Consider the following 12,711-nt stretch of genomic DNA (forward strand, 5'->3'; position numbering starts at 1 on the left):
TATTTCGAAGCTCGAAAATAAGGGAGTACGAGGTGGTTGCTGATAGTCAGCCAGGGCATATTGATCAGATTAAGCAGACCAACGCTGGCGCGGTGTATCGCCTGATTGATCAGCTTGGTCCGGTTTCGCGTATCGATCTGTCGCGCCTGGCACAGCTGGCACCTGCCAGTATCACCAAAATTGTCCGCGAAATGCTGGAAGCGCACCTGGTCCAGGAGACGGAAATTCAGGAGCCGGGCAGCCGTGGTCGTCCGGCGGTCGGCCTGGTGGTCGAGACGGAAGCCTGGCACTACCTCTCGCTGCGCATCAGCCGCGGAGAGATCTTCCTTGCGCTGCGCGATCTCAGCAGCAAGCTGGTGGTGGAAGACCGGCTTGAGCTGCCGCTCAACGCCGAGGAACCGCTTCTCGATGCGATTGTCTCCCATATCGATCGCTTCTTTATTCGCCATCAGCAGCGGCTTGAACGCTTAACGGCGATTGCCATCACCATGCCCGGCATTATTGATACCGAAAATGGTATTGTTCACCGCATGCCGTTTTACGACGATGTTAAAGAGATGCCGCTGGGCGAAGTGCTGGAAAACCATACCGGCGTGCCGGTCTATATTCAGCACGACATCAGCGCCTGGACGATGGCGGAAGCGCTGTTTGGCGCGTCGCGCGGTGCGCGGGATGTCATTCAGGTGGTCATCGACCATAACGTCGGGGCGGGGGTGATCACCGATGGACGGCTTCTCCACGCCGGGAGCAGCAGCCTGGTGGAAATTGGCCATACCCAGGTCGACCCGTACGGCAAGCGTTGCTACTGCGGGAACCACGGCTGTCTGGAGACGATCGCCAGCGTGGAAAGCGTGCTCGAACTGGCGCAGGTGAGGCTCAGTCAGTCCATGAGCTCATCGCTTCACGGCCAACCCTTAACGGTGGATTCCCTTTGCGCCGCCGCGCGTCAGGGGGATCTGCTGGCGAAGGACATTATTACCGGGGTGGGTAATAACGTAGGCCGCATTCTGGCGATTATGGTGAACCTCTTCAATCCGCAAAAAATCCTGATCGGCTCACCGCTCAGCCAGGCGGCGGAGATCCTTTTTCCGGCGATTACGGCCTGTATTCAGCAGCAGTCGCTTCCCGCCTACAGCAGAAATATTGCGGTAGAAAGTACCCAGTTTTCCAACCAGGGCACAATGGCCGGTGCGGCGCTGGTCAAAGATGCCATGTACAACGGCTCGCTGCTTATCCGCCTGTTACAGGGTTAACTCTTTTCCGCAGATGTAAGAAAAATTGCGCTATCTCAAGCCGGGTAGCGCACGCATCCCGTAGACTTCCTCCACTGAATTATTTACCTGGTTGATATTTTCGAAGCATACCCAAGAGGTGGAGTGAGTCATGCTTAAGCGTTTCTTTGTTACTGGTACAGATACCTCTGTCGGCAAGACCGTTGTATCCCGCGCATTGCTGCAGGCTCTGACAGCAAGCGGTAAACGCGTCGCTGGGTACAAACCGGTCGCCAAAGGGAGTAAAGAGACGCCAGAGGGATTGCGAAATAAAGACGCCCTGGTGCTGCAAAGCGTCTCGTCGCTGGAACTGCCTTACCACGCGGTCAATCCTATTGCGTTAAGCGAAGATGAAAGCAGCGTGGCGCACAGCGGCCCGATCAATTATTCCCTGTTATCCGACGGGCTGGCGAACCTGAGTGAGCAGGTCGATCACGTAGTCGTCGAAGGAACGGGCGGCTGGCGCAGCCTGATGAATGATTTACGCCCGCTGTCTGAATGGGTCGTGCAGGAGCAGCTGCCGGTAGTGATGGTAGTGGGGATCCAGGAAGGGTGTATCAACCACGCGCTGCTGACGGCGCAGGCGATTGCCAATGACGGCCTGCCACTGGCTGGCTGGGTGGCAAACCGTATTAATCCAGGCCTCGCGCACTACGCCGAGATCATCGATGTACTGAGCACCAAACTGCCTGGCCCGCTGGTGGGCGAGCTGCCTTATCTGCCTCGCGCCGAACAGCGCGAGCTAGCGCAGTACATCGATCTCTCTGCCCTCGGTGGCGTGTTGACCGTAGATCGAGTCGTGGCGTAACGTCCGCGACAGTACGGACGCTATCACGCAGGCGACCAGTAAACCGGGCAGTAAAAAATACTGCCCGGTCATTTCACAGACCATCAGCGCCGACATAATGGGCGCATGCGTGGTCGCAGCGAGCAGCGTTGCCATCCCGGCCAGCCCCAGCAACATGGCCGTCTCAGAACCCGGCAGCCACAGCGCGAAAAGCTGCGCGAACAGCATCCCCGTAGCCATACCGACAAACAGCGTTGGCGTAAATACCCCGCCCGGCGCACCCGAACCGCTGCTTGCCAGCACCGCCAGCAATTTACAGATGAACACGCCGGCAATCACCGACAGCAGCGGCGGGGCGAGCAGAAAAGCCTGAACCACGCTGTAGCCGTTCCCCCAAACCTTCGGCGTCAAAAGTGAAAGCAGCCCGACAATCAAGCCGCCGAGCGCCAGCTGCAACGGCGGCGAAAGCCTGAGGCGCAGGAAAAGCCCGTGGCTGAACGCCATCAGCCACATCAGCAGCGGTCCGCAGAGACCTGCCAGCAGCCCTATCGCAACCAGCAGGGCATAATCGGCCGCGGTGAGTATGCCGCTTAAATGGACCGCGTAGAGCGTGCCGGCACCCGGTGCCAGGAGTTGCGTCGTAAGAAGCGCCACCACCGCCGCAATCACCACGGGGCCGAGCGAGGCCAGCATCAGCGTGCCAAACAGAATCTCTGCAATGAACAGGCTTCCCGCTAACGGAGCATGGTAGGCGCTGGCCATCCCGGCGGCGGCGCCACAGGCGATCCAAAGCTTCCATTCCGATTTGGGCGTAAAGCGCCGGGCAAAAAAGGAGGCGGCGAGGGCGGCAAGCAGGATCATGGCCCCTTCGCGGCCGATGGCGCTTCCGCTGGCAACGACCAGCAGCGAAGCAAGAGATTTAACGAGGCTCGCGCCGTAGTCAAACTGACCGTCGCCGGTCTCCAGCGCTTCCATATAATCGGTGGGGGCATGAGGCCGCTGGGCGGTCAGGCGCTGCCATCCCCAGAGCAACAGCCCGGCAGCCAGCCCGCCCAGCGCGGGCGTCAGCGCGCGCCTCCAGGGGGAGAGCGACGCGGCGGCATTCACCAGGCTGCCGCTGTCGTTGCTCAGAAGCAGCCACTCCAGCAGGTACATGCTGTGGCGGAACACCGCAACGGCCAGTGCGGCCAGCACGCCGGTGACGGTTGCAATCAGGAGTCGGCGAAACATTGCGCGGATGTCGGGGTACGTATGAAGACGTTGCATGGGTCGCGAATAAACGGGGACGATGTCCTATTGTGGTTGCAACTCAACCAGTATGCAAATGAGCTTTTATAAGGTGTTCTATATATATTATTTATTTTTCTTTGTCATTTATTTGATTATTAAATATTAACCAAAAGTGCTGAATAAATTTGGTGAACTCGTATTCATAGTAAAATTGCTTTTTTATTTACAGGAAGGAAAAGGAAATTCTTTATGAGTAACGAACTCACTAATTACCGGAGCGTAATGCATGGGTTACCGTACCGATAATTATGGCCGGGGGCAGGCGCTGACAGGAGATAAAACCTCTACCGGGGCAACCTGTATTGGATCCCTGCCGTACTGCACCGAACACGGGCGAGGGGTCGTCAGGGTTGGTGATAAAACCACGCCGTGTAAAAACTGCGGAAAGCCCGGTACCATTCTTGATGGTGAACCCCGCGTAAGCTTCCATGGTGTTGCCGCTGCTGTCGATCGCTCTAACGTCAGGTGTGGATGCCCGCCGGGAACAAATTTTATCATCGCTCCCATTGGCGACTGGCTGGGTAGTGGTCCATCACCAGAACAAATCGTCAGGGAAAGGCACGCTGTGATGCTGGCCGAACGCAGGGCAGAGCAGGAGAGGGAAGAGAAACACAGGGAGGAGGAAAGGGAGCGAAACCGGGTATTTGCAAAATCCTGCCTCCGTGGCGAGGGCTGCAATGATGCAGGCGACCAGCGTGAACCTCACACCAATTTTGCTGATATGGCATTTTTTCAGGCCATGCCCGCCAGCGACCCCGTGACCGATTCAGACACCCCGCAGCACGCACAGACCGCCAGAAAGAAAAAGCCAGAAGATATCCCCAAACCGAAGAAGCGCAGCGCCTTGTATCGTTGGTGGAACGGTAACCATGAGGAGATGGATTATCAGGCTGCGGTGGCTGCCGCGTCTGCTGCTGCACGGGCGCAGACGGCCACGGCAGGCGCAAGCCTGCTGGAGCTGATAAGCGGCAGGGCACTGACTTACGGCACCTGGGCGGTGCGTGGTGCTGTTGCCGGACCCGGTGCACCCGTGGCCGGACTGCTGGTGGGGATGATGCCCGGCAGGCTGAACGACGGCGAACAGGATTTTATCGACCGTATGCGCCTGGAGCAGATGCATGAAGCCCCGAGCCGGGTGCGCTATACGTGGGAGAAGGACAGCAGAGGGAACCCGGTTCCGCATGGCTGGCACACACCACCTGGCCGGGACAGTGTGCGTGTCAGAAAAATGGAGTACGACACCAGCGCGCAGGCGTACACCTTCACCACGGAAGAAGATCCGCACATCACCATTATCTGGACGCCTGACCGAACGGTCGAGGAAAAGCCGTGGAATACCGGCAACCAGGCGCGTCCGGTGTTGCCGAAACCGGTGATAGTTGACCCGCTGCCGGATAACACCGGCATAACGGCGACCACCAGCCCGGCACCGGAGGAAAAGCATTTCGCGGATTACATTCTGATCCTGCCGTTCCCTGACCTGCCGCCGATTTATATCTACCTGAGCAAACCACCGGTGGAGTTTCTGGAGGTTGAGCTATACAGTGACTTCAAACGCCGTTCTCGGCAGGGGGTTTACGAGGCGGATCACATGCCGTCGGCTGCGGCTGTTAAGGCCTATCTCCGTAGGGAGTATCCATATTTAAAAGAAACGGAAATTCAGGAATTTTCATTGCAGGTGGCGGCTATCGTTGTCCCTAAAGATGTGCATCAGAAAATCAGTGAAACTTATGGCGGACGTAATACCCTGACACAGATTGATCTAGACTCACAGAACTTACGGGCAGCAGCTGATCGTAATCTGGATACCATTAAGCCATCGTTAAAAAAGCAGGGTGCCACTGAAGAACAAATAGAAACTGCCAGAACCAAAATGCACGCGCTGAACGGCCAGCAAGGATTATACAAATGACAGTAAATGTAGTAGCACTTATCCATAATCTGGGCAAAAGCTATAAAGAGTTAGTTAATAATGGGTTAATCACCTACAAAAGTGATCCTAAAGGGGCTGCAGGCGATCCTGTGTTACTTTTACCAATGGTGAACGAAGGCGTTTTTTTAGCCTTTATTCGAGAAGGGAGAATACTGAAAGAAATTACGTTGTCTATTCAGCGTGATGACGTAAAGGGATGGGTCTTCCCGAATGAACTCCCTACACCGTTGCAGCAGAACATGTCTCGCGCATGGATTCATCAGTCATTTGGTGAGCCCGAAGGCTTGGTTACCCCAAGAATGATAATGAATCGTTCTTTCGGGTGGGTTGAAAAATACACCGTTGAAGATTTTCATACGCCAATCACAATGCAGATTAATTACGATCTTGACGAAATGGTGAAAGCAGTAGCATTTATTCTCACTTCTGAAATTCGCTGGTAAACCCAACATAAGCCAAACACAAGCCCCGTGAAGGGGCTTTTCTACGCTGTATCCAAAAACTAAGTAAATATAATTCTCAGCTCTCACTATGAATATTCAGCGCCCGGCGCGTACGCCCTGAGCTCAGGTATTCGGCAATATAATCCTGCGAAATCTCGCCGTTGTAGCGCCCGTCCTCATCCACGATCGGCATCCAGCTGGTGTTGCTCTCATACAGACGTGATAGCACCACGCGCAGGTTGTCTTCGGCTTTGCCGGTCATGCGGAACGGATGCAGGATGTCGGCGCAGGTCCCGCTGGCGTTACGCGCTTCGCGACGCTTCACAAAGCCCAGCGGCTTGCCGTGCTCGTCAACCACGGTAATCGCGCGAATATCGTTATCATCCATGGTTGCAAAGGCTTCCGGGAGCGGAGTCGAACCCCGTACCGTAATGGTCGGCTGCTGGTCGGTGACGTCGCCGGCGGAAACCAGCAGCAGACGCTTCAGCGTGCGGTCCTGACCGACAAACGAGCCGACAAACTCGTTCGCCGGTTTCGCCAGCAGCTCGTCCGGGCTGGCGCACTGGACGATTTTCCCCTGACGGAATACCGCAATGCGGTCGCCGAGCTTCAGGGCTTCGTCGATATCGTGGCTCACCAGCATGACGGTTTTTTTCAGCTTGCGCTGCATCTCGAGGAACTGGTTCTGGATCACCTCACGGTTGATCGGGTCCACCGCACCGAAGGGTTCATCCATCAGCAGTACCGGAGGATCCGCCGCCAGGGCGCGAATAACGCCAATACGCTGCTGCTGGCCGCCGGACATCTCGCGCGGATAACGGTGGAGGAACTTGTGCGGATCCATTGCCACCATATCCATCAGCTCTTCGGCGCGGGCTTTGCAGCGCGCTTTATCCCAGCCCAGCATGCGCGGCACGACGGTGATGTTCTCTTCAATGGTCATGTTCGGGAACAGGCCAATCTGCTGGATCACGTAGCCGATGTTGCGGCGCAGGGTCACGGTGTCCATTCCGTTGGTGTCCTCGCCGTTGATCAGGATCGTCCCGCTGCTTGGGGTGATGAGGCGGTTAATCATCTTCAGGGTGGTGGTCTTTCCGCAGCCGGACGGGCCGAGCAGGACGCACATTTCCCCTTCGGGCACATTCAGGTTGACGTTATCGACGGCCTTAAAGGTCTGGCCGTGCTTCTGTGAAAATTGTTTGGTGAGGTTTTCCAGTTTTATCATTATCGAATCCCCTTTGGAGTCAGAACCACCTGCAGACGGTGCAGCAGCCAGTCGAGCACAATCGCTAAAAGACAGATCATCAGCGCGCCCGCAATCAACATACGAATATCGCTTCCGCCGATGCCGTTAAGCAGCAGCAGGCCAAGTCCGCCCGCGCCAATCACGGCGGCAATCGCCATCACGCCGATGTTCATCACCACGGCGGTGCGGATCCCGCCGAAAATCACCGGCAGCGCCATCGGAATTTCCACCCAGCGCAGACGCTGCCAGAACGTCATGCCGATGCCGCGTCCGGCTTCGCGCAGGCCCGGCGGCAGGCTGTCGAGCGCCGTGTGGGTGTTACGCACGATCGGCAGCAGCGAGTAGAGAAACACCGCCGTGATTGCAGGCAGGGCGCCAATCCCCTGACCGATCAGCGAAAACAGCGGGATCATCAGGCCAAACAGGGCAATGGAAGGGATGGTCAACACGATGGTGGCAATCCCCAGCACCGGCGTCGCCAGCCACTTGTGGCGCACAATCAAAATGCCCAGCGGGACGCCGATGATAATCGCTAAGCCCACGGCCAGCGCCACCAGCCACAGATGCTGCAGCGTCAGGGTTAACAGATAGTCCCAGTTGTCCAGAATGTAGTGAACGGTATCCATAGCGCCTCCTACAGCAGCTGTTTGCTACGCAGGAAATCGCGGGCGACCTGCTGCGGTGACTGATGGTCAATATCCACCTTCTTGTTCAGCTCGGTGATAACGTCGTTGTTGAGCTGGGCCGAGAGGGTATTGAGCGCCTCTTCCAGACCGGGATTGGCCTCCAGGGTGTCCTTGCGCACCACCGGGGTGACCGCGTAGCTCGGGAAGAAGCCTTTATCATCTTCCAGCACTTTGAGATCAAAGCCCTTCACGCGCCCGTCGGTGGTGTAAACCAGCCCGGCGTCGACGAAGCCATCGCGCACGGCGTTATAGACCAGACCCGGGTCCATCTGGCGGATTTGCGGACGGTCCAGATCCATCTTATAGGCCTCCTGCAGTGGCTTCATGCCGTCGCTGCGCCCGGCAAATTCAAGGTCTAAGCCCAGCAGCCAGTTTTTGTCCGGGTTGGTTTTGCGGACCTGTTCAATTTTCGCCACCATCTCCGACATGGTGTTGATATGCTCCGCCTCGGCGCGCTTGCGCTGCATGGCAAAGGCATAGGTGTTGTTCATATCGGCGGGTTTGAGCCATACCAGACCGTGCTTCGCATCCAGGCGCTTCACCGTCTCCCAGGACTCCTGCGGCGACATGCGCTTGTTGATGTGGTTGAAGATGATCAGCGACGTGCCGGTGTACTCCCAGGTCATATCAATCTGCTTGTTGATCATCGCGTTGCGGGAGATCACCGTGGCGATATTGGTTTTTGGCTGAACCTGAAAACCTTTCTTTTGCAGGTACTGTACGGTCATCGCCGAGAGAATGTGCTGTTCGGTAAAGCTCTTGGTCGCCAGAATCAGCGGGGCTGCCATCGCCTGGCCGGTGAACAGCGCCGCGGCACACAGCGCCGCCAGGCTGGATATCAGTCTCATAAAAGCTCCTTGTTATTGTTATCGAGCGAGATGGGGACTCATCACGCGACCCAGCGCCGCCAGCAGGGTGTCGAGGATCAGGGCGAACAGGGCGGTGGCCGCCGCGCCGAGGATCAGGGTCGGGAAATCGTTCAGGTAAATGCCCGGGAAAATCAGCTCGCCGTAGCTGCTGGCGCCAATCAGAAACGCCAGCGGCGCGGTACCGACGTTAATGGCGGTGGCGATGCGGATCCCCGAGAGCATAACCGGCCAGGCGTTGGGCAGCTCAACCTGGCGCAGGCGCTGCCATTTGGTCATCCCAATCCCGTTTGCCGCTTCCAGCAGCGACGACGGGACCGAGCACAGCCCGGCGTAGGTATTGCGCACAATCGGCAGCAGCGAGGCGAGGAACAGGGCGATGATGGCGGGCGTATCGCCGATACCAATCACCACCATCGCCAGCGCCAGCACGGCCAGCGGCGGCAGGGTGTTGCCGACATTAAAGATTTGCATCACGTATTCGGCGACGCCCCGCGCGGCCGGACGGCTCAGCAGAATACCGGCCGGAATGCCCACCAGCAGGGCAAAAAACATCGACGAGAAAACCAGAATCATGTGCTGTTGCCCGAGGTAGACCAGGTCAACCTGACGCGCCTTGATTGTCTCAAGCCCGATTCCCCAGACGAGGAGGGCGAGGACCACGAGAATGGCGCCGACAAACAGCAGCGAGCGTATGAGTAATGGGTGCATTGCGGTGTGTCTCCCTGTGCGCATGCGTTATAGCAACCACCGGTTGCCTGTTGTTATGCCATGTTTCGGCAGGGGTAATTGACCTATAGCAAGCGTTTGGGAAGGGTTCCAGCGAAGGGGGGAAATCAGTAACCCTATGAAATTAGTGACAACCTTAATTAAAGCCTTATGGCGTAAGGGCTGGTTGCGTGCCGGGCAGAATAGTCCTAAAGCGAATTTTCAATAGTGACAGTGTCACATATCAGAAGGCGCCCTTACGCCGAGAGTCGTTCGTTATTTAGATAGAGGCACGAACCCGGCGAACGCGAACCGAGATGCTAATGATAGAAAAAATGGCAACAATCGCGAGCAGCAGCCCAAGCGCCAGCATGGCGTTAAACCCAATCCATCTGAACAGCAGCAGCCCAGCAATCCCTCCGCTCATAAACGAGAAAATAGTGGTTAAGTGAGTTTTCAGCTGACTTTTTTGTGCTGCGGTATCCTTCGAGCAATCCCTGCGAAGCATCGCCACCAGCACGGAGGCCAGTGATATGCCTGCATCCGTTAGCGTGCCGGTAATGTGCGTCGATCTCACCCGCCCTCCGGAGAGCTGCGTGGAGGTTGAATTATGAATGCCCATCAGGCCGCACAGAAAAATAATAATCTCGCGGTTGCTCGTGAGGGCGTGGAAATACATCTCGTAGAGAGAGATGCCGGTCAATAGTACCCCCTCGACAAAAAGGATTTGGCAAAAAACCAGCCTGATATTGTGGATAATGCCCCAGAGTACAATAAGACGGGCAAGGATGGCGCCGGTGACAAAAGAGAGAATAATCGAGCCAAAGAAAATCATATCGCTCAGATCTGTGGAGGAGACTTCGCTGGATAATTGTGAGGTATTGCCGGTCATGTGAGAGGGGAAAAAGCCAAATGCCCCAAGGGCGATGGCGTTAAGCAAACCTGCCGAGGTCGCCAGCCAGAGGGCAAGCCGACGATCCTCCTTATGCGTTCGTTCTTTCTTGAGTCTAATGAGCAAGAATACCTCCGGGTTGAGCTTTGCCTGAATAGTCAGGCTAGCAAAGCGGTGCAACGGGCTGTCCAGGATATGGCTTAATTATTATTCCCTCTGACGCCATTCAGGGTTTAGTAATTAAATAAAATATCCTTGCTCAAGGTGTGGGCGTAAATAATTTATATCATGCCGTTATTGCCGTGACGCAAAAACGCCGGGCGCTGGTTGAGGCGCTCATACCAGGCCTCAATCGCCGGCACGTGGGGCTTGTCAAACGGCGTCATCTTCCACCGATTCACCGACAGCCCAAGCACAACGTCGGCAAGGGTAAACGTCTCGCCTGCCGCAAAGGCCCCGGTGCGCTGCAGTTGGTTTTCCAGAATGGTGATACAGTGGTTCCACTCTTTTATTCCCGCCGCAATGCGCGCAGGGTCGTTAAAGTCCGGGTTTTTTCGTCCCAGCGCCGGGAAGATATAGCGCCAGGCGTTATTGAATTCTGTTGCCTGCCAGTCCATCCAGCGCTCAACGTTGGCGCAGGCCTGCGGCTCTGCAGGCAGCAGATCGTGACGTCCGGCCTTGCGCACCAGATAGCGGCAGATGGCGTTGGACTCCCACAGCACGAAATCGTCATCCATCAGCACCGGCACCATGGCGTTGGGGTTCAGCGCGCGGAAGTCATCCGTTTCTGTTGAGGCAAAACCGCTGCCGTAGTCTTCCTGCAGGTAAGGGATGCCCGCTTCTTCACAGGTCCAGAGCACTTTACGAACGTTGATGGAGGTGGTTTTACCGAGGATGTTAATCATGACGCCGCTTCTCTTCAGGGGGATTAATCATTTAAAAACAATACACCCTTTGCGCGAAGAGGGAGGGATAATATTGAGTGAGGAGTGCGCTGTACGGGCAGGTCAGCGCGTTTTAAGCGGAAACGTTTTTCTCCAGAGGCGCCTGCTTGCTTAATGCATGGAAAAAATTTAGGCTAACATCAGAGATATGCTTGCTCATTAAAGGTTTAGAAATGGAAAAAATAACCCCTGAATATACGTCCGTTGACTTATCTCGTTGGGCAAGGAAGGAACATTTTGAGATTTTTCAGGGGTTCGCTCAGTCGACGTTTAACCAGACGGTTTTAATCGATATTACTGCGCTGTTAAAACATATCAAAGCGGTCGGCTGGAAATTTTACCCGACTATTATTTTTCTCATTTCTAAGATCGTCAACAGTCATCCTGAGTTCCGTATGGCTATGAAAGACAATGAGCTTATTATATGGAACGAAATTCATCCAAACTATACCATTTTCCATAATGAAACAGAGACCTTTTCATCATTATGGAGCCATTATGATGGCAATATTCAGCACTTCCAGAACACCTACGCTGAAGACATTGCGCGCTACGGTAATAATTTTTCTTATTGGCCTAAAGAAGAATCCAGGGAAAATATCTTTTTCATATCGGGTATTCCCTGGGTGAGTTTTACCAGCTTTAACGTCAACGTTGCGCACATGAAGAACTTTTTTGCCCCTATGTTTACGCTTGGAAAATACTATGAACAAGATGGCAAAGTATTATTGCCCCTTGCCGTTCAGGTTCATCATTCCGTGTGCGATGGTTTCCATGTGGCAAGACTGTACAATGAATTACAGGAGATGATTGATGCCTTGCCGCGATCCGGCGCGTGACGTTAATAAAAAAGCCGCAAGCAGCATGCTGCTTGCGGCGTCAGGCTCGGTGACGATGTGGCAATCAGGCAGCTTTTACCGCTCTGATTTTTTTACTGTCAGCCGCAGGGGCATCGAGAGCAGGGAGCTTGCTGGTGCGCAGAATATGCTGCACGGTCTCTTTCTGCTCGGCGAGATACAGACCAAGATTTTCAGCCTGCGTTTCATCCATCTGCATTCCGCTTTGCAACAGCCAGTCGGTGAACGCGTCTGCCATATCGAGCAGCTTGTCGTGAGCGTCAGCCTCTTTCTTACTGGCAAATGTCATTTTCTCTTCACCTTTTCTTACGACAACATATTTTATTTCAACAGCCATCACGCACCTCTCATACTGTATTTATATACAGTATAGCAGCTTCGGGATGATGTTGCAGTAAAAAGTGAGCTACTGGTGCATCGGCTGCGTTTCACGGCCGCCGATACTGCGTCGCCATGCGCCAGGTGCCTGACCGAATTGGCGCTTAAAGCTGCGGTTGAACGACTGCTGAGAGTCAAACCCGAGCGCGATTGCCACGTTCAGGATGGGCTCATCGCTGTGGGCTAAGCGCTCAACCGATTTTTGCAGCTTTTGCGCGCGAATATAGCCGGCGAGGGGATAGCCCGTGTGCTCTTTAAACAGGCGCTGGAGGTGCCATTTCGAGTAGCCGGAGCGCCTGGAGACGGTCTCAATGTCCAGGCGACTGTCGAGGTTGTTATCAATCCAGTCGAGTAAATCATGCATAAATGCGCCAGTGTTCATCAGGTTTCCCCCACGCAGCGATAGAAAG

14 protein-coding genes are annotated in these 12,711 nt (G+C 55.3%); 5 read left to right on the top strand and 9 right to left on the bottom strand.

Annotation, left to right across the window (positions count from 1 at the left end; translation table 11 throughout):
- The first annotated feature begins 32 nt into the window (after positions 1-32).
- Complete coding sequence (gene mlc / locus APT89_RS16280) at positions 33-1,253, top strand: sugar metabolism global transcriptional regulator Mlc (protein WP_041910244.1); 1,221 nt, start codon at positions 33-35, stop codon at positions 1,251-1,253.
- A 130-nt stretch (positions 1,254-1,383) separates the two neighbouring features.
- Positions 1,384-2,079 carry a dethiobiotin synthase gene (bioD, locus tag APT89_RS16285; RefSeq protein WP_028012980.1) on the top strand — a complete coding sequence of 232 codons (696 nt, stop codon included), beginning with the start codon at positions 1,384-1,386 and terminating at the stop codon, positions 2,077-2,079.
- On the opposite strand, the gene clcB is transcribed toward bioD, so the two are convergent.
- Complete coding sequence (clcB, locus tag APT89_RS16290) at positions 2,014-3,324, bottom strand: voltage-gated ClC-type chloride channel ClcB (protein ID WP_060572970.1); 1,311 nt, start codon at positions 3,322-3,324, stop codon at positions 2,014-2,016. The genes bioD and clcB overlap by 66 nt on opposite strands.
- A gap of 250 nt (positions 3,325-3,574) precedes the next feature.
- Here clcB and APT89_RS16295 point away from each other — a divergent pair, with 250 nt between their 5' ends.
- Both APT89_RS16295 and APT89_RS16300 read left to right on the top strand, forming a co-directional pair.
- The gene (locus tag APT89_RS16295) at positions 3,575-5,260 is read left to right on the top strand and encodes an S-type pyocin domain-containing protein (protein WP_072201754.1); all 1,686 of its coding nucleotides are present in this window, start codon (positions 3,575-3,577) and stop codon (positions 5,258-5,260) included.
- Positions 5,257-5,724: a DUF6392 family protein gene (locus APT89_RS16300; protein WP_045631631.1), complete on the top strand. Its 468-nt coding sequence runs from the start codon at positions 5,257-5,259 to the stop codon at positions 5,722-5,724. Before APT89_RS16295 ends, APT89_RS16300 begins: the two co-directional genes overlap by 4 nt.
- Before the next feature lie 76 nt (positions 5,725-5,800).
- Here the strand turns inward: APT89_RS16300 and osmV are convergent, their stop codons facing one another.
- From osmV to APT89_RS16330, 6 genes are all read right to left on the bottom strand, one after another.
- Positions 5,801-6,949, bottom strand: coding sequence for an osmoprotectant ABC transporter ATP-binding protein OsmV (gene osmV / locus APT89_RS16305; protein ID WP_047365325.1), 1,149 nt, complete (start codon positions 6,947-6,949; stop codon positions 5,801-5,803).
- Positions 6,949-7,596 carry an osmoprotectant ABC transporter permease OsmW gene (gene osmW / locus APT89_RS16310; RefSeq protein ID WP_028012983.1) on the bottom strand — a complete coding sequence of 216 codons (648 nt, stop codon included), beginning with the start codon at positions 7,594-7,596 and terminating at the stop codon, positions 6,949-6,951. Before osmW ends, osmV begins: the two co-directional genes overlap by 1 nt.
- 8 nt (positions 7,597-7,604) lie before the next feature.
- Positions 7,605-8,504 carry an osmoprotectant ABC transporter substrate-binding protein OsmX gene (gene osmX, locus APT89_RS16315; protein WP_041910236.1) on the bottom strand — a complete coding sequence of 300 codons (900 nt, stop codon included), beginning with the start codon at positions 8,502-8,504 and terminating at the stop codon, positions 7,605-7,607.
- An 18-nt stretch (positions 8,505-8,522) separates the two neighbouring features.
- Positions 8,523-9,233: an osmoprotectant ABC transporter permease OsmY gene (osmY, locus tag APT89_RS16320; RefSeq protein ID WP_060572972.1), complete on the bottom strand. Its 711-nt coding sequence runs from the start codon at positions 9,231-9,233 to the stop codon at positions 8,523-8,525.
- Positions 9,234-9,510: 277 nt separating this feature from the next.
- Complete coding sequence (locus APT89_RS16325; protein ID WP_060573062.1) at positions 9,511-10,248, bottom strand: YoaK family protein; 738 nt, start codon at positions 10,246-10,248, stop codon at positions 9,511-9,513.
- 155 nt (positions 10,249-10,403) lie between these two features.
- Positions 10,404-11,027, bottom strand: a complete 624-nt coding sequence (locus APT89_RS16330) for a glutathione S-transferase family protein (RefSeq protein WP_060572974.1) — start codon at positions 11,025-11,027, stop codon at positions 10,404-10,406.
- A 212-nt stretch (positions 11,028-11,239) separates the two neighbouring features.
- Between APT89_RS16330 and catA the strand changes: the two genes are divergently transcribed.
- Positions 11,240-11,905: a type A chloramphenicol O-acetyltransferase gene (gene catA, locus APT89_RS16335; protein WP_060572976.1), complete on the top strand. Its 666-nt coding sequence runs from the start codon at positions 11,240-11,242 to the stop codon at positions 11,903-11,905.
- 64 nt (positions 11,906-11,969) lie between these two features.
- Here catA and APT89_RS16340 read toward each other — a convergent pair whose 3' ends face one another.
- Both APT89_RS16340 and APT89_RS16345 read right to left on the bottom strand, forming a co-directional pair.
- On the bottom strand, positions 11,970-12,260 hold the full coding sequence (locus APT89_RS16340; RefSeq protein WP_028012989.1) for a YebG family protein: 291 nt from the start codon (positions 12,258-12,260) through the stop codon (positions 11,970-11,972).
- A 69-nt stretch (positions 12,261-12,329) separates the two neighbouring features.
- Positions 12,330-12,683, bottom strand: coding sequence for a helix-turn-helix domain-containing protein (locus tag APT89_RS16345; protein WP_028012990.1), 354 nt, complete (start codon positions 12,681-12,683; stop codon positions 12,330-12,332).
- Positions 12,684-12,711: the final 28 nt, after the last annotated feature.

The sequence above is a fragment of the Enterobacter sp. 50588862 genome (genome assembly GCF_001462935.1).
GTDB classification, from domain to species: domain Bacteria; phylum Pseudomonadota; class Gammaproteobacteria; order Enterobacterales; family Enterobacteriaceae; genus Enterobacter; species Enterobacter bugandensis.

Bases quoted from the DNA above. Each gene is read 5' to 3' on its own strand.
- catA (WP_060572976.1), top strand. From the start codon at position 11,240: ATGGAAAAAATAACCCCTGAATATACGTCCGTTGACTTATCTCGTTGG.
- osmW (WP_028012983.1), bottom strand. From the start codon at position 7,596: ATGGATACCGTTCACTACATTCTGGACAACTGGGACTATCTGTTAACC.
- osmV (WP_047365325.1), bottom strand. From the start codon at position 6,949: ATGATAAAACTGGAAAACCTCACCAAACAATTTTCACAGAAGCACGGC.
- clcB (WP_060572970.1), bottom strand. From the start codon at position 3,324: ATGCAACGTCTTCATACGTACCCCGACATCCGCGCAATGTTTCGCCGA.
- APT89_RS16340 (WP_028012989.1), bottom strand. From the start codon at position 12,260: ATGGCTGTTGAAATAAAATATGTTGTCGTAAGAAAAGGTGAAGAGAAA.
- APT89_RS16345 (WP_028012990.1), bottom strand. From the start codon at position 12,683: ATGAACACTGGCGCATTTATGCATGATTTACTCGACTGGATTGATAAC.
- bioD (WP_028012980.1), top strand. From the start codon at position 1,384: ATGCTTAAGCGTTTCTTTGTTACTGGTACAGATACCTCTGTCGGCAAG.
- osmY (WP_060572972.1), bottom strand. From the start codon at position 9,233: ATGCACCCATTACTCATACGCTCGCTGCTGTTTGTCGGCGCCATTCTC.
- APT89_RS16330 (WP_060572974.1), bottom strand. From the start codon at position 11,027: ATGATTAACATCCTCGGTAAAACCACCTCCATCAACGTTCGTAAAGTG.
- osmX (WP_041910236.1), bottom strand. From the start codon at position 8,504: ATGAGACTGATATCCAGCCTGGCGGCGCTGTGTGCCGCGGCGCTGTTC.
- APT89_RS16295 (WP_072201754.1), top strand. From the start codon at position 3,575: ATGGGTTACCGTACCGATAATTATGGCCGGGGGCAGGCGCTGACAGGA.
- APT89_RS16300 (WP_045631631.1), top strand. From the start codon at position 5,257: ATGACAGTAAATGTAGTAGCACTTATCCATAATCTGGGCAAAAGCTAT.